This window comes from Amycolatopsis sp. cmx-4-54 (genome assembly GCF_046548895.1).
Lineage (GTDB): Bacteria > Actinomycetota > Actinomycetes > Mycobacteriales > Pseudonocardiaceae > Amycolatopsis.
Window position 1 is genome coordinate 1 of the sequence record NZ_JAEBEJ010000018.1, and the last position, 19,288, is coordinate 19,288.

Sequence of the window (19,288 nt, forward strand, 5' to 3'; positions counted from 1 at the left end):
ACCATGGAGGAGCAGCTCATTAATTTGACAATCGCCGCATGTCTGCCACATTGCCACGTGCGCATCATCCCGACAGCTTTCGCAACGTCGGCCGCACCCGGTCTCCCGACCCGCCCGACGATCCCGTCGCGCGTGAAGGTTGAGTTCGTCGGCCGAGCGTGGTGTCCCCACAGTCCGCGGCCGAAGTCCGTGAAGGCCTCCTTGAGGGACCCAGAGTCCCTCAAGGAGGCCTTCACGGACTTCCAAAAGCCTCAAGAGGGGGCGGCCCGCAGGGCCAGGATCATCTCGAACCGCCGCTCCGGATCCCGCAGCCCGTCCGCGAACAGCGCCTCCAGTTCCTGGGCACGTGACCGCACCGTCTGCGGGTGCACCGCCAGCCGTTCCGCCACCTCCCGGACGTTCCCGCAGGTCTCCAGCCACGCCAGCAGCGTCCCCGCCAGCCGCGAATGCTGCTTCCCGGTCAACGCGGCCAGCGGCCCGAGGCGTTCCCGGACGAGCTCGGCGGCCAGAAACGGTTCCTTGAACAGCCACAGGCGCGAAAGGTGGTCGGCGCACCACGTCACGGGCTCGTCGGCGAGCGCGCCGGAGTCGACGAGCCGGAGGGCTTCGCGTGCGGCCCGCAGCGAGCGTGCCGCGAAAACGGGTGGGACGGCGGGGCCGATCGCGGCCCGCCAGCCGGTCAGTTCCTCGGCGAATCGATCCCGTTCGTCCGGTTCGGGGGCGGGGAGCAGAAGACAAGGGGAGGCGCTTTCGAAGTCGGCCAGCGCGCTCGACGCGGCCGCCGGTGCTTCGTCCGACGGCCGGTCGAGGGCGATGGCGACAAGCCGGTCCGGTAGTTGCCAGCGGGCAAGGTCGGCAGCGTGTTTGACGACCTCGGGCGGTGATGGCGGCTCGGCGAGCAGGAGTTCCATCAACCGGTGCCGCCGGCGCTCCAGTGCGCCGGCGGCCTTTTCCCGTGCCTCCGCGTGACCCTCGACCGACAGCGCCGACAGTTCGTCGATGTAGGCGAAGATGGCTTCCGCCAGCAGGCACAGCGTCGCCGAAGGAACTCCCGCGCGGCGGCCCGCTTCGGCCACCCGGCGCCAGGTCACCCTGGCGCCGACGCGGTACGCCGCCTGGAGGACGTCGACGTTGCGGCCCTGCTGGAACTCCTGGACGCCCAGGCTCAGGAACACGCTCCGGCGGTCCTCCGACGGCGCCTCCGGGTTGCCGATCCGTTCCACGAACTGCAGGAACGCCATCTGGACGCCGGTCTTGAGCGCCTTCCCGAACGCCCCGTCCAGCGGCCGGGCGTAGTCGGGGATGGTCCGCTGGATTTCGCGGACCACCTCCCCGGCCACGTCGGCCAGCACCGGCCTGAACACCGTCGCCAGTTCTCTCGGCAGCAGCGCCCAGAGCTGGACCGGGCGCCCGCTCGGCCCACCCGGCCGGGCAGGCGTGAGCAGCGGACCGTACGTCGCCTCGACCCCGCTGCGGGCGTCCTGCGGTCGGGTCACCTCGTCACCTCGTTGTGAGTGGGAAACGCTGATCTGTCAGTCCTCGGCGAGAAGGGCCTCCGCGCGCAGGGCGATCTCCATGTCGAGCCGGTCGTCGGCGTTGTTCAACCGGTCGCCGAAGAGATCGATGAGCTGGTGCATGCGGTACCGGACGGTCTGGGGGTGGACCTTGAGTTTCTTCGCGATCTCCGGTGCGCTGCCCCGGGATTGCAGCCAGATCAGCAACGTCTCGCCGAGCCGCGCCCGCTGTTTGGGGGTGAGGTCGTCGAACGGGGCGAGGCTGCGCGTGCACAGTTCCCGGACCAGGAACTCGTCCGCGAGCAGCCACAGGGTGGACAGGTGATCGCTGTACCGCGTGACCGGATTGTCCGGAAGGACCCCTCGCTGGACCAGCCGCAGCGTGCGGCGGGCCCACAGCAGGGAGCGCGGCGCTTCGGCGAGCCGCACGGATGGGCCGATCACCGCGCGCCAGCCGGGAAGCCGTTCGGCGAGATCCTTCAGGTGCTTGTCCGGATCGCCGGTGACCAGGCAGGGTTTGGGACCTTCGAAGTCGACGAGGACGTCGGCGTCCAGGTCGGCGCTGTCGGGGTCCAGCGGGCCGAGCCGTCGCTCCAGCGCGACGACCGTGATCTCGGTGGGCAGCGCCCACTGCGCGTTGGCGGCGTGGGACGCGATGGACTGCGGTGAGGATGGGGGATCGGAGAGCATCAGTTCGAGCAACCTGCGCCTGCGTCTGGCCCTGGTGCCCGCGGCCCGCTCCTGCGCGGCCGTGTAGCCCTCGATGGACAGTGCGGAAATCTCGTCCACGTAAGCGAAAATCGCTTCGGCCGCGGTGCACAGGAGATCGGCGTCCGCTCCGATCGCCTGCCCGAACTCCGAAACGTGCCGCCACGCGACGCGGCCGCCGACCCGGTAGGCCGTCTGCAGGCAGTCGAGGCTGCGGCCCTCGTTGAATTCGACCTTCCCGAGGTTGCGGAACACCGCCGACCACTTGTCGAGCGGCGCCGTCCCCTGACCGACGGTATCGAGGCAGTGCAGGATCGCCTGCCGGATACCCTGCGTGATGATCTGTCCGAACGCGCCTTCCAACGGCTGCGCGTATTCGGGGACGGCTCGTTGCACCTCCTGAAGGATGGCTCGTGCCAAGGGGTCGGCCCGCGGCCGGAACCGCTCGCCAAGGTCTCTGGGCAGTGACGCCCACAGTCCATTCGCACCGGTGCTGCGCACAGGTCGGTTCTCCACTGGGGTTCTCGGTGCCGGCGTGAAGGCGCGCGGTCGCTGGACCGGACCCGGTGGCTGGCGGAGCGGGGTGGCGGGGTGACGCACGGCGGGGTCGGGCCGTGCGGGCCGCAGATCGTGCCGCGAGAATCCGGTATCCAAGTCGGTCATGTTTTTTATCCTTGCTGGCAACAAAATCAGCCTCTTCAACGGTGAAGCCGATCCAGATTTTGTGGCTCACGCAACATAAAATCCGGCCGAGAGAACTGTCAACGGCTGACGGGAGCTTGATCGGCCACCTGGATGGACTACACCCGAACGGGTGGTCCGATCCGATGGTGAGTGACATTTAGGCAGGCCTGAGATGACGCCCGGATGACAATTTTTCCGGGACGTTTTCGGCCGCTTCCGCCGCCTCGCTGGCGCGGATGAGCACCTCGACGACCTCGTCGAGGCTCAACCGGGCCGGCGCGGTCCCGGTGAGGAAGCGTTCGAGCTCGTCACCGAACCGGGCCGGGTCGGCCACATGTGGAAAGTGTTTCGCATTTTCGAACACCGTCAATCGGCTGTCCGGCAGCACTTCGGCCGTCGAGCGGCCGTGGGCGACCGGGATGAGCGGGTCGTGCGCGCCCCAGACGACGAGGGTGGGCACCTCCCGGGCGAGATAGAGCTTGTCGATCGCGCTCGCGCGCTGACCCCGGAGGTCGATCAGGCTGCGCGCGATGAACAGGAACGCCCGCCGCCTGCCCGGGTCGGCCAGTGACGCAAGGTGACGGGTCAGCTCCCGGGTCTCGGCGGAGAGTTTCCCGCCGAGGGCGCGGCACGCCGCGGCGAGCCCGTGCGCGATCGCGACGGTGACCGGGTTGACCGCGAGGGTGAGCGTCGCGTTGGCCCCCGGCAGCGCCGTCGCGCGCAGCACCGGGGTCACCTGCGGGCCGAGGCCGGCACTTCCCACGAGCACCAGCCGGGCGCACATCTCGGGGAACTGGTAGGCGAACTGCATCGCGATCCCGCCGCCGAGGGAATGCCCGACGATGGTCGCGTGCCGGTTCCGGGTGAGCGCCAGGACGTCACGGACCACGCTGGCCATCGCGCCGAGGCCGTAATCGGCCCGAGGCGCGGCCGAATCACCATGGCCCGGCAGGTCGGGCGCGAGGACTTGGCGCCCGAACCCCGTCCGTTCGAAGTGGTCGAGCAACGGGACCCAGGTCTCGCTGCTTCCCGAGATACCGTGCAGCAGCACGACCGGTTCACCCGTGGCGTCCTTTGTGGACGGAACGTATTCCCGTAGCCGGATTTCCCGCCCGTGCAGGGTCAGTGTGCGCGCTTCGAGGGCCATGTCCCGCCTTTCCGTTGTCAGGCGTCAAAATAACGTGTAGAACGCCGGGTGTGTCAGCATGTCGCGGGACACGTCCGGCAATTGCGACCCGGGTGACAAGAATGCCGGTGCGGACCCCGAGGCGGATGCCAAAACCGCGCGGGCCGGGCAATTGCGCATCGACATTCTCCCACCGTCCCGGTATTCAGGAAAGCGTCGGTAAACACCCGTAACGACGGAGAACGCGATGGCCTGCCGGGCGGATTTCCACGTCGATCAGCCGAGGGCGAAGCGTGCCCGCCGCGGCCTCCGCTGGGTGCTCCCCACCGTGCGGCCACCGGAACGGCGGGTCCGGCGGGTCAACTCCCTTGCCGTCCTTCGTCGCGGCGGTGGGCGCGCATAAGCCGCTGCGCGCGGAGCGCGAGTTGCATGTTCAGCCGGTCGTCGGCGTCCTTGAGGCGGTCGCCGAACAGGTCCTCCAGTTGACGGAGGCGGTTCCGCACAGTCTGCGGGTGCACGCCGAGCCGCTGCGCGATCTCCGGCGCGCCGCCGCGCGTTTCCAGCCACGCCAGGAGGGTTTCGCTGAGCCGTTCCTGCTGTTTCCCGCTCAGCGAGGTGAACGGGTCAAGGCTCTGCTTGGCGAGTTCTGCGCCGAGGAAATCCTCGGCGAGCAGCCAGAGTGTGGCGAGGTGGTCCCGGCACCAGATGACCGGTCCGGGCGCGTCTTCGCTGTTCAGCAGTAGCGCGCGGCGCGCGGTGCGGAGGGCGGCCGGGGCGTCGGCGAGCGGCACGACGGGGGAGACCGCCACGCGCCAGCCGTCCAATGCGTCCTTCAGCGGGGCGAGATCGGTGTCCGGATCAGCGGTGAGCAGGTACGGCTCGGCCGTGTCGAGGTCGGCCAGCACGGTGGCGTCCAGGAGATGGGCCGGGAAGGCGGGCGCGCCGGGAGCGCGCTGCAGCGCGACCATGGCCGCCGCTCTCGGAACCCGCCAGCCGGCACCGTCGGCGAGGCTGGCGATGCTGCACGCGGAGCCTTCGGGTGCCTGGGAGATCAGTTCGAGCAAGCGACGGCGCCGGAGCGGGATCGCGCTCGCCGCCCTGGCTTCCGCCTCCTGGTACCCCTCGATCGTCGTGGCGCACAGTTCGTCGACGTAGACGAAGACGGACTCGGCCGCGAGCGCGATGACGTCGAGGCCGACGCCGAGCCCGCGCACGATGGGCCGCATCGCCCGCCACGCCGCGCGTGCGCCGACGGTCACGCTGTCGTGCAACGGTTCCAAGCTGCGGCCCTCGGTGAATTCGACCCGCCCGCGCATGCGGTAGAAGTCGATCCAGTGGTCGTGGGGCACGTCCGGATCGCCGATGCAGTCGACGTAGTGCCGCACCGCCCGTTCGCAGGAGACGACCAGGACGCGGCCGAAGACCCCGCGCAACGGCTGCGAATACGCGGTGACCGAGCGCTGCACCTGCTTGACCATGGCGGCCGCGGCGTGACCGGTATACGGACGCAGTTCTTCGCCGAGCGAACGCGGCAGCGCCGCCAGCATGCCGAAACCGCGGTACTCGACCACCAAGACCACCCTTTGATTTTTTTCGAACGCCGGAAGGAAACATGAATCCGTTTGCATAACCACGTCGGATCGACGGAACGGTGCGGGCCGTTTGTACTGGATCGGCGGACGGCGTGTACCCCGAATGTGACGTTGAATTTGCCACGGAAAGTCGTGACGCTCAGCCACGTGACAACGAGCGGGTGTTTCGGTGTGACGTCTTTTGACACGGATGTGGCAACGGTTCTACGCTCCGTGCATTCGAGTGCGCCGGTGGCGCGCGGACGAAAGGGAATGGGTGCCCGTAATCGTCGGCCTACTTCACAGCGGGGGATCGCACACGTGAGCTGGCAGCCCGTTGGCGTGTTGTGGGAACGCCTGCCGAGGGAACTCGGTGACGCCATCCGTCCGCGGATCCCGGCGATCGCCCGGCACTGCGTCGAAGGCGTGGTGTCCGAGATAGGCGAATGCGCCGAAGTGTTCAGTGACGGCGAAGCCCGTGCCGCGGCCGTCGAGCTGACCAGGCGCAGTATCGAACGCGCCATCGACCGGGTCGGCGTCCCCGAACTCCTGCAGAACGACCTCCTGGTGGATTTCCGCGCCCAGGGCCGGATCGCGTTCCAGCAAGGGCTCAGCCGGGAGGCCGCGCAGGCGGCGTTCAGGGTCTCGAGCCGGGTGCTGTGGCGTTCGATCGCCGCGATCGGCCGCCAGCTTCAGCTGCCCGGCGACGTCCTCTACGGCGCGGCGGAGTGCTTGTTCGGTGACGTCGTCGAGGTGACGATGGCGCTGACGGACGGGTACAACGCCGCGCAGGCCGAGGCGACGGGGCCCGCGGAGCAGAGGGCGAGGCTGTTCCGGCTGCTGACCGGTGGCTCCGGGTACAGCCAGGCCGACGCGGGCGCGCTCGCCGTCGCCATCGGCTGGCGGATCCCCGAACGGATCACGGCGGTCGTCTTCGCCGCGGCGCCCGGTGCGCCCGCGTTCCCGCCGGGCCTGTTGCCCTCGGGAGTTCCAGTGGACCTGGTCTCCGACGCGCCCGGCGCGCTGGTGGCCTGTCCGGAGGCGGACCTCGGCGGCCTGCGGGAACTGCCGTCCGGCTGGTCGGCGACGGTCGGGGTGTCCGTCCCGGCCGCGCAGGCCGCCGAGTCGTTCCGGATCGCGCGGCGCGCGTCCGAACTCGCCCAGCGGGGCATGATCACGACGGTCGGCCCGGTGCTGTGGTGCGAGGAGCACATCACCACACTGCTGTTGCTCGCCGACGAGTTCCTGCTCGACCGGCTGGCCGGCGAAGCGCTCGAACCGTTGTCGGGGCTGGCGCCGCGCCAGCACGACGAACTGGCGGCGACCCTGCTCACGCAGGTGCAGACCAGGGGAAGCGCACCCGAGATCGCCCGGCGGCTCGCCGTGCATCCGCAGACGGTGCGGGCACGGCTACGGCGGCTCACGGAGCTCTTCGGCGAACGGCTGGACGATCCGGATCAGCGGCTGCGGATCGAACTGGCGCTGCGCGCGGAACGGCTGCGGCCCGCCGACGTCTGACCCGCGACCGCCACCGGGAACACCCAGCGGCGGTACCCCCACCAGCGGAACGCCGAACCCGCCGCGGTGCCCAGCAGCATCCCGCTGACGAAGTCGGCGATCTCCTGGACAAGGAAGCTGACTTCGGGCACCTCGAGCCGCAGGACGTAGCGCGAGATCAGCGGCGGGCACAGGGTGATCATCACGGCGATCGCGTTCACGACGAGGAACAGCGCCGCTTCCGGGAAGCCGCGTCTGCCGCCGCGGGCACGGAACGCCCAGCGCCGGGACAGCAGATACGCGAAGGCGGTCGCCACGACGGTCGCGATCGCGAGCGCCGTGACCGGTTTCTCCTGCAGGACGGTGAGTTTCAGCCCGTAGCCGATTCCGAGCGTGAGCCCGAACGCGGCGAGGCCGACGGTGGCGAACCGGAGCAGCTCACGTCGCTTCCCGGTCCGCGCACCGTCGTCCACAAAGGATGCCGGGGCGGTTCTGAGCACCTCCCGCTCAGCAGTTCGACGTCGCCGGGGCGCCCGCGACCCGGTCCTTGAGGAAGGCGAGCACGTCGGCGTTGCCGGTGTAGACCGCCGTGATGTGGTCGGTGTCGAAGGTCTTCCAGGTCGTCTTGACCCCGGCCGCGCAGTAGGCCTTGTGCAGCGCGTCGGCCTGCGCGAACTGCACGAGCTGGTCCTGGGTGGCGTGGTAGAGGAACACCGGGACCTTGGGCGGAGTGCCGCCGAGCTTGTTCTCGTTGAGCCGCTTCACCCATTCCGGCCGCACGTAACCGGCACTGGTCGTGTAATCGGCGATCTTCTGGTTCGCGTACGTGGTGAGCAGCTCGAACGTGCACGCGCTCTTCTGCATCTCCGCCAGCTTGACGCGGCCGTTGTCGCTGAGGAACGAGTCCAGTTTCAGTTCGGGATAGGCGTGGTCGAGGCCGACCAGGGCGTAGGCGAAGACGCCGAAACCGAACTTCCCGTCGAGTTGCAGGGTGACCTGGACGAGGTCGGCGGGTACGCCGCCGGCGGCGACGCCGACGAGGTTCAGCTCCGGCGCGTAGGCCGGTTGCAGTTCGCCCGCCCAGGCCGCCGCCCCGCCGCCCTGCGAGTACCCGCGGAAGAGCACCTTGGCGTCGGTGGACAGCTTCGCCTCAGACAGGCGCTGTGCGGCGCGGACCGCGTCGATCATCGCCGGTCCTTCCGAGCGCCCGACCACGTACGTCGTCTTCGGATCCTGGCGATAACCCTCGTAGTCGGTGAGTGCGACGGCGAATCCGGCGTCGAGCGCGTCGTCGAGACCGGACTGCTCATAGAACGCGCCGATGTCGATCATCTTCGAGGGCGTGCAGTGGAAGGCGGGGCCGTGCGTACCGGCGCCGAACGAGACGATCGGTGCCTTCGCCGGGTCCACGTTCTTCGGCACCAGCACGGTCCCGGTCACCGCGTCCGGCCGCCCGAGGGCGTCGGTCGACAGGTACATCACCTGCCACGCGTTGACGGAATCCTTACGCGGACCGGCTTTCGAGACACGCGAGCGGATGATGTCGCCCGGTTTTCCCGCCGGGAGCGGCGAGGGCGGGGTGTAGAACGAGTCGTCGGCCACCGCCGGGGCGGCGGAGCTCGCCGGGTTCCCGCTCAGCACGGTCAGGAGACCGGCGGACAGGACGATCGCCAGTGCGACGGCGAGTGTCCGGCGGGACGGGTGGGGGAACGGGGTCGGCACGGCCGGGCCTCCATGACGGATGGGCTGAACGTCGGATTCGGGTTGTTCGCGGGCGGACGGACCCGGACAGCGGCGCGTTGCGAAAGCCACTTTCGCAACCTTGATGGTTGTGAAAGTGGCTTTCGCGACACCGCTTCCGCGCCGGTCACGGCCCTCAGGCGTTGCCGCCGTAGACCTGGCGGCAGGTCGTGGACTCGGCGAACGCGAGTTCCAGTTCGGGGTTGGCGCGCAGATGCTTGATGGGGCCTTCCGGCTCGCTCATCCCGCTCATCGTGCTGTCGGCGTCGGCGACCACCTTCTGCAGGCTCGCCTGGTCGGTGACCTTCGCGTCCTGCATCCGCGCCAGGGTGGCGGACACCTTCGACTTGGTCTCGCCGAGCGTGGTGGTGGCCTTGTCCACAGCGGACTGTCCATCCGGGACCGGCGGCACCCCGGCGTTCCGGATCCCGCCCGCCATGTCGTCGAGCGCGGCGGAAAGCGTATTCAGGAAACCGACCATGGCGGTCTTGGTCCCCTGCGGGTCGGCAGGGTCGAACGCGGGCGGCTGGGACAGTTTCGCCGAGCCCGTCGCGACACCCGAGCACACCTTGTCCACCCAGGCGAGCGCGGCCGGGTCGGCGTGCCTGCCGGCGGAGGCGGGGTCGTCGGACCCGCAGGCGCTCAGCAGGACCGCCGCGGCGGTCGTGGAGACGGCGGCGAACGCGATTCGCGCTGCCGTGCGGCGCATTCTTTTCATGGTTTCCCCGTCGAATTCGGCGAAAGAGGGCCTGCCCCGCCCGCGACGAGCAAGATTTCGCGCTGGTCGGCGGCGACCGGCTTGCTGAACCGCGAGGTTACTCACGAAAGATTCCGGCAGGCAAGGCGGTGCCGACCTTGAAAAGGGTGATTGGCACGCGCGAGATAGTTTTCCGCGGCGCGATTGTCACCCTCGTCAGCGGTTCCGTGAACCGGCTTACCTGGCTCTGAACTGGGGAAACCCATGTGTCGCTACTAGGAAGCAGTCGGTCCTACCGTGCCTGCGTGACAATTTATCCGTTGCCGGTCAACTTTTCCGGAGAAGCACTTGATAGCAGTGTGGACGCGTCGTTAGTTTACTGTTCGGTTGCGATCCGTCAGACATCGTCGCTACCCGGAGAATTCTCTCGGGCCGATATTCATTGCTCTGGGGAATTGTACGCCGTTTCGTATCATCGTTGATACCACGGAAGGACGATCGTGAGTCACCGTAGAGGAACCAAGAAGGCGGTCGCCGCCGCCGCTGCCGGTGCTGTGGGCCTTGCCGCCGCGGTACTCGTGGTCGGGGCACAGTCCAGTGTCGCCGATCCGATTTCGCTCCCGCTCAACTACCACTGCGACCTGCCGCTCGTGGGGTCGCAGTCGCTGAAGGTGGTGATCAACACCGATCTTCCGCTGTCGGTCAAGACCGGTCAGCCGACCGGCACGTTCGACATCAAGGCCGTCTCCACGATCAACGCGGACACGGTCAGCGGGCTCAACCTGATCGGTGCGACCACGCTGGAAGGACAGGCCATCGCGGCGGCGACCGTGGCGGCACCGGGGCTCAACCTCCCGGTCAGCGTCCCGAACGACATCGCCAAGCAGAACATCCCCACCTCGGGCGAGATGACGGTCAACGCGTCGGGCAAGACGCCTTCGCTGACCTTCAACCAGCCCGGCGAGGCGAAGATCACCGTGGGCGACCTGCGGCTGAAGGTCACCCCGCGCAAGGCCGACGGTTCGGTCACCGGCATCACGCCGGACGGCACGATCGACGCGCCCTGTAAGCAGGATCCCGGCCAGAACAACACCCTGGCCACGATCAAGATCGGTGACGGCGGTGGCGGCACGACCACGCCCACCACCCCGACCACGCCCACGACGCCGACCACCCCGACCACGCCGACGACCCCGCCCACTACCACCACCCCCGGTGGCGGCGGGATCAAGTACGCGTTCGGGATCAAGGGACAGACCGCGCTGAAGGCACTCGGCAGCACGGCGGCGATCAACGGTGGCTTCGACGCGGACGTGGATCTCGCGTCGAAGACGTTCACCGGCGACCTGAAGCTCGACCCGTCGTCCACCCAGTTCAAGCTGTTCGGGTTCGTCGACGGCCGTTCGGACATCAAGGTCGAGCAGGTCGGCAAGCAGTCCGGTGAGCTCGTCGGCACCGGGTTCAAGGCGCACATCAAGTTCAACGTGTTCCTGACGAGCGTGCAGGTCTTCGGGATCCCCATCAGCAGCGACCCGAAGTGCGGCACGGTCAGCCCGTCCACCAGCGAGATGACCACCGGTCCGGACTTCGACCTGCTCAAGGGCGGGAAGCTCACCGGTACCTACTCGCTGTCGGCCCTGCAGAACTGTGGTTCGTTCAACGACATGATCAGCATGTTCGCCAAGAGCGACGGCAACACGCTCGATCTGAACCTCACCAAGAAGTAAGTCAGGCAGCCGGTCCCCGTCGCGTTCCGTGACGGGGACCGGTGCCGTTTCCGTGCCGTCCAGGAAGGCGACCATGCCCCTTCGCATCAACGTCCGGATGCTGCTCGCGGCGGGCCTCATCGTCCTGCTCACGGCGGGCTGCCTGCTGTTCGTCGCCGTCCGCAGCGCGGCGGCCGGTACACCCGTCGACAAGAAACTGTCGTTCACCTGCCCGTTCCCGCTGATCGGATTGCAGAAGCTCGACGTGAACATCAAGGCCGACTTCGAGGTGCCGACGGCGCCCGGCGGCACGCTCACCACGTCCGGGCTGACCATCACCGTGACCGTGCCGGACAAGGCGGCGCGCGGGCTCAACCTCGTCGGCGCCACCACCATCGAAGGCACCGCGGCGGCAGGCGTGACCCTGGCCAACGGCGACGCGAACCCGCTTCCGGTGCGCATCCCGCTGAACGTCGGGAAGACCGACATTCCGCCGTCCGGCACGTTCAGCCCGGTGGCGACCGGCTTCGTGCCCACCATCACGCTGGCGAAACCGGGCAAGACGACGCTGACCGTCGGCGATTTCACCACCCGCCTCACCCCGAAGAAAGCCGACGGCTCCTTCACCGGGCTCGGTTCCTTCACCTCGGACTGCACGCTCGACCCCGGCCAGGACCCCGTCCTGCTCTCCTTCGAACTCGGCGACAAGCCCGCGGGGCACCGGTTCGCGATCGCCGGGAAGACCGGTGTCAAGGCACTCGGTGCCGACGCGCCGCTGACCGGCACCTTCGAGCTGAGCCCGACCGCGGCGACGGTGTTCAGCGGCGGCCCGGTGTTCGACAAGGCCCACGCCGACTTCCGGCTGTTCGGCTTCCTGCCGGGCTCGGCCGATCTGGAGTTCGTCGCCGACGGACCGCAGGGCGGCGACCTCGCCGGCACCGGTTTCGTCGCGCGATCCCGGTTCACCACCGTCCTTCCGCTGGTGACGCTCGTCGGCATGCCGGTCAGCACCGGACCGGGCTGCCGGACGTCGACCCCCTCGACGGCGGAACTGCGCACCGGCGACGGTTTCACCATGGCGAAGGGCGGCGCGCTCAGCGGCACCTACTCGCTGGCGCCGCTGACCGGCTGCGGCGCCTTCACCTCCTACGTGAGCACCCTCGTCCAGGGGGACGGCAACACCTTCGAACTCGCGCTGACCCCGCGCCAGACCTAGTGCTCGCGGTGGTCGCGTGCAGTACATGAAGGTCCCCTTCCTGTACCCAGGCGCAAGGAAGGGGGCCTTCATGTACTGGGGAGGCCTCGCGTACAGGGGTTTCGCGTGACTCTGTGGACGACACGCGTGATCCGATGGACGACACGCGTGATCCGATGGACGACACGCGTGATTGGACGGACGACACGCGTGATTGGACGGACGACTCGACCGCGGCCAGGCTCCGCCGCGAGTCGTCCGCTGGATCACGTGTGTCGTCCCTTCAATCACGCGTGTCGTCCATCTGGACACACGTGACCGCCACCTCCGCACCCGCGAAGGCCCGGCTCTCCGGCACCTGTTTCACCACCACCGCAGTAGTCGGGCCGACGGCGGGCCCGGTTCCCGGCGGCGGTAATCTGCCTCGCGACACGACCCGGACACCTGTTCCACCACCGAGGAACCACTGGTGAACCTGGGAGTGCCACGAAATGACGATTGCCGCGCCGGAGTCCGCCGTCCGCACGGTGGAACTGACCGTGTCGGGGATGACCTGCGCCGCTTGTTCGGCGCGGGTGGAACGCACGCTGAACAAACTGGACGGGGTCCGCGCGTCGGTGAACTACGCGACCGAGCGCGCCACCGTGCAGGTGCCCGAAACGCTGGCCGACGACGTGCTCATCGAGCGGGTCCGCAAATCCGGCTACACGGCGGAGCTTCGCGGCGAAGAGGATCCGGACATCGGCTTCGCCAGGGTCCGTGATCTCCGGCGACGGCTGGTCGTCGCGGCACTGCTGGCGATCCCGCTGGGAAACCTCTCGATCACCCTCGCGCTGGTGCCGCGGCTGCGGTTCCCCGGCTGGGAACTGCTGTGCCTCGCCTTGGCCGTTCCCGTGGTGTTCTGGTCCGCGCTCCCGTTCCACCGGGCCACGTTGCGGAACCTCCGTCATCGGTCGTCCAGTATGGACACTTTGGTGTCACTGGGCGTGCTCTCGTCGTTCGCGTGGTCGGCGTGGTCCGCCTTCGCGGGCGGCACGGAGCCCGGATATTGGATCGGCTTCGGTCCGACGGCGGCCGGCGCCGACGCGATCTACCTCGACGTCGCCGCCGGCGTGACCACCTTCCTGCTGGCAGGCCGATACTTCGAGAGCCGGTCCAGGCGCAGTGCCGCCGGGCTCCTGGCCGCGCTGGACGCCTTGGCGGCCAAGGACGTCCGGGTGCTGCGGGACGGCGCCGAGTACATGGTCCCGGTCGGTGAGCTGGCCGTCGGGGACCTGTTCGTGGTCAAGCCGGGGGAGTCGATCGCGGCCGACGGAGTCGTCCACAGCGGACTGTCCACAGTGGATGTCAGTGCGGTGACCGGCGAACCGGTGCCCGCGGAAGTCGCCACCGGGGACCGGGTCGTCGGCGCTTCGGTGAACCGGGACGGCAGGCTCGTCGTCCGCGCGACCGCGGTCGGCGCGCATACGCAGCTGGCCCAGATGACCGCGCTGGCCGAACGCGCGCAAGCCCGCAAGGCCGCGGTGCAACGGCTGGTCGACCGGATCTGCGCGGTGTTCGTCCCCGCCGTGCTCGGCGTGGCCGTGCTGACGCTCGCGGTCTGGCTGCTCGGCGGGGCACCCGCCCGTGAGGGATTCGCGGCGGCCGTCGCCGTCCTCATCATCGCCTGCCCGTGCGCGCTCGGGCTGGCGACGCCGACCGCGCTGATGGCCGGGGTCGGCCGCGGCGCCCAGCTCGGCATCCTCATCAAGGGGCCGGACGCGCTCGAGGCGAGCCGCACCGTGGACACCGTCGTACTGGACAAGACCGGAACCGTCACCACCGGGAAGATGACCGTCACCGCGTGCCGTCCCGCCGACGGGTTCACCCGCGGCGAACTGCTACGGTTCGCCGGGGCCGTGGAGGCCGGTTCGGAGCACGCGATCGCGGCGGCCGTGGTGACCGCGGCGCGGGCGGAGTTGCCGGATCTGCCCCCGGTCGAAGGATTCGGCGCGTTGCCCGGGCTCGGTGCGAAGGGCGAGGTCGAGGGGCACGAGGTCCTCGTCGGCAACGCGCGCTTGTTCGCCGAACGCGATACTGCCGTCCCCGACGGCTTCACGGCGGAGGACGGCAGCACGGAGATCCTCGTCGCGGTGGACGGCCGGATCGCCGGGCAGCTGGCGATCCGGGACGTCGTGAAGCCGTCGGCGCGGGCGGCCATCGACGCCCTGCACGCGCTGGGCCTGCGGACCGTGCTCCTGACCGGTGACAACGAAGCCGCCGCCCGCGTGGTCGCGGACGAGATCGGCGTCTCCGACGTGCGTGCCGGAGTGCTGCCCGCGGAGAAGGCCGCGGTGATCGAGGAACTGCGGGCCGGGGGAGCGCGGGTCGCGATGGTCGGCGACGGGATCAACGACGGCCCGGCGCTGGCCACCGCGGATCTCGGCATGGCCATGGCACAGGGCAGCGACATCGCGGTGCGCTCGGCCGACATGGTGCTGGTCCGCGAAGACCTGCGCGTGGTCCCCGACGCCATCCGGCTCGCCGACCGCACGCTGCGGATCATCCGGGGCAACCTGGCCTGGGCGTTCGGGTACAACGTCGCCGCGATCCCGCTCGCCGCGCTCGGCCTGCTGAACCCGCTGATCGCCGGGGCGGCGATGTCGCTTTCCTCGGTGCTCGTCGTGTCCAACAGCCTCCGGCTCAAGGACTTCGGCCGGGCGGACCGACGCGCCGCGTGACACTTGCGGGTGGTTTTGTACCATCGCCCTCGGAACAGGGGGGCCTTCGTGAAGCCGTTGAACACCGGCGAACCCACCGGCGTGGGGCGCTACCGGGTGTTCGCCGCGCTCGGTGAGGGCGGGATGGGCCGGGTGCTGCTCGGGATCTCCGCAGACGGGCGCCTGGTCGCGATCAAGCAGGTCCACCCGGGTTTCGCGCACGACCCCGGCTTCCGCGAGCGGTTCCGGCGGGAGGTCGAAACGTCCCGCCTGGTGTCCGGCGCGTACACCGCACCGGTCATGGACGCCGATCCGAACGCGCCGACACCGTGGCTGGCGTCGGTGTTCGTGCCCGGACCGGCGCTTTCGGAGGCGGTCTCCGCCGCCGGTCCGCTGCCGCCGATGGCGGTCCGACACCTGGCCGCCGGGCTCGCGCTGGCGCTGGGCGACATCCACCGTGCCGGGCTGATCCACCGCGACCTGAAACCCAGCAACGTCATCCTCACCGGCGACGGCCCCCGGGTGATCGACTTCGGGATCGCGCGTGCCGTCGAAGGCGACTCCGAACTCACGCACACCGGCGCGGTCATCGGTTCGCCCGGGTTCATGTCCCCGGAACAGGCCGAGGGGAAACCGCTGACCCCGGCGAGCGACATGTTCTCGTTCGGCGCGCTGCTGGTGATGGCCGCGAGCGGACGCGGCCCCTTCACCGGGACGTCCACTCCGCACACCTTGTACAACGTCGTGCACCTCCAGCCCGACCTGCGGCAGGTGGCGCCGGAACTGCGGCGGATCGTCGAGCCGTGCCTGGCGAAGAACCCGGCGGACCGGCCGCCACCCGCCTGGGTGCTGGAGCGGCTCGGCCCGATCCCGCCGATGACCAGCCCGTGGCCGCCGGTCGTGTCGCATCTCATCGAGACACAACAGGCCGAGGTCCGGCGGCTGCTGAACCCGCCACCGCCGAAGCGATCCCGGCGCGGCCTGTCCGCGGGACTGGCCGCGGCCGCCGTGGTGCTGCTGGCCGGTGGCACCGTCGCGGCGATCTCGCTGTCCGGAGATGACCCGCCGCCGGCCGCGATCGCGCCGAGTTCGGCACCGCAGCCGGACGAACCGGTCGCCACCCCGGTCAACCAGGATCCGCTCGGCCCGGACAACCTGCGCCGGGTCGATCTGTGCAAGGTGCTCGCGGGCAGGGACGTGCCCCGGTTCGGCAAACTGAGCACGAAGATCGACATCCAGTTCGACTCGTGCACGTACACCTCGCCGACGGGCAAATGGCTGGAGCTGAGCGTCGGCGGCGACCTGGTCGAAGGCGAAGCCGGTGGCGAGCTGGAAGGGCTTCCGCTGCGGATCAAGGGCTCCGACGACGCGTGCGCCGTCGCCGTCCCGGTGAGCGGCCTGCCGAACACCAAACTCAGCGTCGACGTCAACTCGATGTCCACAAAGGACGAAGCGTGTTCGGTGGTGAAGGCCGCGCTCGCCGACGCGGTCAAGCGGATCCGCGCCGGAGGCCACGAACGCGAGCTTCCGGCGGGCACCCTGGCTCCGCTGGACCCGTGCGCGCTGCTCGGCCCCGCGACCACGGATCGGCTGATCGGGCCGGTCGTCGAAACGATCCGCGAACACCTGCACCAATGCCGGTACGACGCCGCGGGCAGTGTCCGCCTGAGCTTCGTGCGCGCGTACCCGCCCGCGGAATTGAAGGACTCGTACTACACGGCGACCGCCACCCTGGATCTCGGCGGCGCCAAGGTGTACCTGGCCAAGGTGGACGACGGCATCGCGCGCTCCACCTGCTCGCTGACCTGGCAGCACCGGCCCGTCAGTGACCGCGTCGGGGAGAACGTCGAGCTGACGGTCGGGACCAGTGGTTCCAAGATGACCGCGGACGAAGCCTGCGAAAAGGCGAAAGGCTTCGCCGGGGCGTTGCTGCCGAAACTTCCGAAACCCTAGGGCTGGCCAGTGAAACCGTTGAATCCCGGCGAAGCCCGGCAGATCGGCCCGTACTGGATCATCGCCGAGCTCGGTGAAGGCGGGATGGGCCGTGTCGTGCTCGGCCTCGCCCCGGACGGCAGGCTCGTCGCCGTCAAACAGCTGCACGCCCAGTTCGCGCACGATCCCCGCTTCCGTGAACGGTTCCGGCGCGAGGTCGCCACGTCGCGGTTGGTCTCCGGCGCCTACACCGCCGCCGTCATGGACGCTGACGCGGAAGCGGAAACCCCGTGGCTCGCCTCGGTCTTCGTCACCGGACCGTCCTTGAAGGAGGCCGTGGACGGTGCCGGGCCGCTGCCCGTCGAGTCGGTGCGGCTGCTGGCGTCCGGGCTCGCCGCGGCACTGACCGAGATCCACCGTGCCGGGCTGATCCACCGGGATCTCAAGCCCAGCAACATCATCCTGACGAGTGACGGCCCCAGGGTGATCGACTTCGGCATCGCGCGAGTGGCGGAGGACGCGCAGGACCTCACCGGGACCGGCGCGATCATCGGATCGCCCGCGTTCATGTCCCCGGAACAGGCGGGCAGCGGGCAGGTCACCGGCGCGAGCGACGTATTCGCCCTCGGCGCGATCCTGGTCATGGCCGCGACCGGCCGCGGCCCCTTCACCGGCCCGACCGCGCCGCAAACCCTGTATAACGTCGTGCACGCCGCGGCGGATTTCAGCCACGTCCCGGACGAGATCCGGCGGATCGCCGAGCCCTGTCTGGCCAAGGATCCAGCGCGGCGGCCGACTCCGGAACAGATCCTGGACTTCCTCGGCCCCGTGCCACCCGGCGCGGCGCCCTGGCCACCCGCCGTGCACGCCCGGATCCAGCGGCAGGACGCGGAAGTTCGCTCGGTGCTGGCCCTGCCGCTGCCGATCTGGCGCCCACAGCCCAAGAAGATGGCGCCGCGGACGAAGAAGATCCTGTTCGGCTCGCTCGCCGCGGCCGTCCTGCTCGTCGTTTCGGCGATGGTCGCGCTCGGCCTCACCATCGCCGACTACGCCAAGCCGGAGAACCCCGGGACGACCTCGCTGTCGGCGAGCGAGGCGCTCGGCGCGGAACGCCTGCGTCTGGTGGATCCGTGCAAGGTGCTCGCGGGCCGGTTCGTGCAGGAGTTCGGCACCCTGAAACCGGAGACGCGCCCGACCTACCCCGCCCGCTGCAAGTACACCGGTCTCAGGGGCGTCACCTTCGAACTCCGGCTCGGCGAAGGAGTGAGCACCAGCAGCCTCGAACGGACGGACCGCACGGCCGAAGGATTTCCGTTGCTGCGCAGCACGATCAGCGGCGGATGCGACTCGGTGGCCCAGTTGCCCACGGACCGGCGGCTCGGCATCGTCGTCTCCCATCCCGGCCGGGATGGTGATCCCTGCAAGGCCGCCGACGACATGCTGACCGCCGCGCTCACCCGGCTGCGCACGCACGAGGTCGACCGAGCGGGTGAACCGGCGAGCCTGCTCCCGCTCGATCCGTGCACGATCGCCGATCCGGCGGTGCTCGGCAAGAGCATGCCCAACGCGCAGCCGGCGCCGCGGACCTTGCGGATCTGCGAGTGGGTGGGTGGCGGGGACACGCTGACCATCGAGTTGCAGCGAGGTTCCTACGCGCCGGAGGGGGCGCCGATCGACCTCGGCGGCGGTGTCACCGGCGACATGCGGGAGTTCGGTGGCTCGAACTGCGCCGTCACCTGGCAGCATCGCCCGCTGCCGGACCGCGAAGCCGAACATGTCGCCGTCCGGCTGCTGGCGCGCGAGGGGAGCGGAAGCCCGTGCGACCGGGCGAAGGAGATCGCGGGCTCGGTCGCCTCGCGGCTGCCGGGACCGTGAGCTTCGGGGGTAGGGGAACCCCTGTGGCGGCCCGGAAACGGGGTCCGCTAAGCTATCGCCGGTACGAACGACACACCACGCGCGTTTAGCTCAGCGGGAGAGCGCTTCCCTGACACGGAAGAGGTCACTGGTTCAATCCCAGTATCGCGCACCAGGTTCGCTTCCCCGGCGGACCGGAGTTCGTACCGCGGGCGATTAGCTCAGGGGGAGAGCGCTTCGTTCACACCGAAGAGGTCACTGGTTCGATCCCAGTATCGCCCACCGCAGTGAAGGCCCCACCCGGCGAGGGTGGGGCCTTTTTGCGTCTCTTGAGTGGCCCGGAACCGTGGCGTGCCTGTACCTGC

Annotated in this window: 13 protein-coding genes and 2 tRNA genes; 8 read left to right on the plus strand and 7 right to left on the minus strand. The window is 69.5% G+C overall.

Going from position 1 to position 19,288, the window contains the following annotated elements; genetic code table 11:
• Positions 1-251: 251 nt before the first annotated feature.
• The 4 genes from ACLJQ7_RS38990 to ACLJQ7_RS39005 form a co-directional block, all read right to left on the minus strand.
• A complete protein-coding gene (locus tag ACLJQ7_RS38990) occupies positions 252-1,496 on the minus strand; it encodes a helix-turn-helix domain-containing protein (protein ID WP_410653214.1) in 1,245 nt (414 codons plus the stop codon).
• Between the two features lie 36 nt (positions 1,497-1,532).
• Positions 1,533-2,723 (minus strand): helix-turn-helix domain-containing protein, encoded by a 1,191-nt coding sequence (locus ACLJQ7_RS38995; protein WP_410653347.1) that lies wholly within the window; start codon positions 2,721-2,723, stop codon positions 1,533-1,535.
• Between the two features lie 340 nt (positions 2,724-3,063).
• The gene (locus ACLJQ7_RS39000; RefSeq protein WP_410653215.1) at positions 3,064-4,053 is read right to left on the minus strand and encodes an alpha/beta fold hydrolase; all 990 of its coding nucleotides are present in this window, start codon (positions 4,051-4,053) and stop codon (positions 3,064-3,066) included.
• Positions 4,054-4,391: 338 nt separating this feature from the next.
• Positions 4,392-5,612, minus strand: a complete 1,221-nt coding sequence (locus ACLJQ7_RS39005) for a helix-turn-helix domain-containing protein (RefSeq protein WP_410653216.1) — start codon at positions 5,610-5,612, stop codon at positions 4,392-4,394.
• Between the two features lie 312 nt (positions 5,613-5,924).
• Here ACLJQ7_RS39005 and ACLJQ7_RS39010 point away from each other — a divergent pair, with 312 nt between their 5' ends.
• The gene (locus ACLJQ7_RS39010) at positions 5,925-7,121 is read left to right on the plus strand and encodes a helix-turn-helix domain-containing protein (RefSeq protein WP_410653217.1); all 1,197 of its coding nucleotides are present in this window, start codon (positions 5,925-5,927) and stop codon (positions 7,119-7,121) included.
• Here the strand turns inward: ACLJQ7_RS39010 and ACLJQ7_RS39015 are convergent.
• The 3 genes from ACLJQ7_RS39015 to ACLJQ7_RS39025 form a co-directional block, all read right to left on the minus strand.
• Positions 7,061-7,600, minus strand: a complete 540-nt coding sequence (locus tag ACLJQ7_RS39015; RefSeq protein WP_410653218.1) for a GtrA family protein — start codon at positions 7,598-7,600, stop codon at positions 7,061-7,063. The two genes, ACLJQ7_RS39010 and ACLJQ7_RS39015, sit on opposite strands and share 61 nt — an antisense overlap.
• A gap of 7 nt (positions 7,601-7,607) precedes the next feature.
• Positions 7,608-8,822: a lipase family protein gene (locus ACLJQ7_RS39020; protein ID WP_410653219.1), complete on the minus strand. Its 1,215-nt coding sequence runs from the start codon at positions 8,820-8,822 to the stop codon at positions 7,608-7,610.
• 154 nt (positions 8,823-8,976) lie between these two features.
• Positions 8,977-9,549, minus strand: coding sequence for a hypothetical protein (locus ACLJQ7_RS39025; protein ID WP_410653220.1), 573 nt, complete (start codon positions 9,547-9,549; stop codon positions 8,977-8,979).
• 488 nt (positions 9,550-10,037) lie between these two features.
• On the opposite strand from ACLJQ7_RS39025, the gene ACLJQ7_RS39030 reads away from it, so the two are divergent.
• The 7 genes from ACLJQ7_RS39030 to ACLJQ7_RS39060 all read left to right on the plus strand — a co-directional run bounded on the left by ACLJQ7_RS39030 (position 10,038) and on the right by ACLJQ7_RS39060 (position 19,205).
• Positions 10,038-11,264, plus strand: coding sequence for a DUF6801 domain-containing protein (locus tag ACLJQ7_RS39030; RefSeq protein WP_410653221.1), 1,227 nt, complete (start codon positions 10,038-10,040; stop codon positions 11,262-11,264).
• Between the two features lie 73 nt (positions 11,265-11,337).
• Positions 11,338-12,459, plus strand: a complete 1,122-nt coding sequence (locus tag ACLJQ7_RS39035; RefSeq protein ID WP_410653222.1) for a DUF6801 domain-containing protein — start codon at positions 11,338-11,340, stop codon at positions 12,457-12,459.
• A 470-nt stretch (positions 12,460-12,929) separates the two neighbouring features.
• Positions 12,930-15,158 carry a heavy metal translocating P-type ATPase gene (locus tag ACLJQ7_RS39040; RefSeq protein ID WP_410653223.1) on the plus strand — a complete coding sequence of 743 codons (2,229 nt, stop codon included), beginning with the start codon at positions 12,930-12,932 and terminating at the stop codon, positions 15,156-15,158.
• A gap of 48 nt (positions 15,159-15,206) precedes the next feature.
• Positions 15,207-17,090: a serine/threonine-protein kinase gene (locus ACLJQ7_RS39045; RefSeq protein WP_410653224.1), complete on the plus strand. Its 1,884-nt coding sequence runs from the start codon at positions 15,207-15,209 to the stop codon at positions 17,088-17,090.
• 9 nt (positions 17,091-17,099) lie between these two features.
• Positions 17,100-18,944: a serine/threonine-protein kinase gene (locus ACLJQ7_RS39050; RefSeq protein ID WP_410653225.1), complete on the plus strand. Its 1,845-nt coding sequence runs from the start codon at positions 17,100-17,102 to the stop codon at positions 18,942-18,944.
• A gap of 79 nt (positions 18,945-19,023) precedes the next feature.
• Positions 19,024-19,098 (plus strand) — tRNA-Val (locus ACLJQ7_RS39055).
• A gap of 35 nt (positions 19,099-19,133) precedes the next feature.
• Positions 19,134-19,205 (plus strand) — tRNA-Val (locus ACLJQ7_RS39060).
• The last annotated feature ends 83 nt before the right edge of the window (positions 19,206-19,288 follow it).

What these genes read in the sequence shown, in the direction of transcription:
- ACLJQ7_RS39000 (WP_410653215.1), bottom strand. Translation starts at nt 4,053, where the DNA reads ATGGCCCTCGAAGCGCGCACACTGACCCTGCACGGGCGGGAAATCCGG.
- ACLJQ7_RS39025 (WP_410653220.1), bottom strand. Translation starts at nt 9,549, where the DNA reads ATGCGCCGCACGGCAGCGCGAATCGCGTTCGCCGCCGTCTCCACGACC.
- ACLJQ7_RS39035 (WP_410653222.1), top strand. Translation starts at nt 11,338, where the DNA reads ATGCCCCTTCGCATCAACGTCCGGATGCTGCTCGCGGCGGGCCTCATC.
- ACLJQ7_RS39040 (WP_410653223.1), top strand. Translation starts at nt 12,930, where the DNA reads ATGACGATTGCCGCGCCGGAGTCCGCCGTCCGCACGGTGGAACTGACC.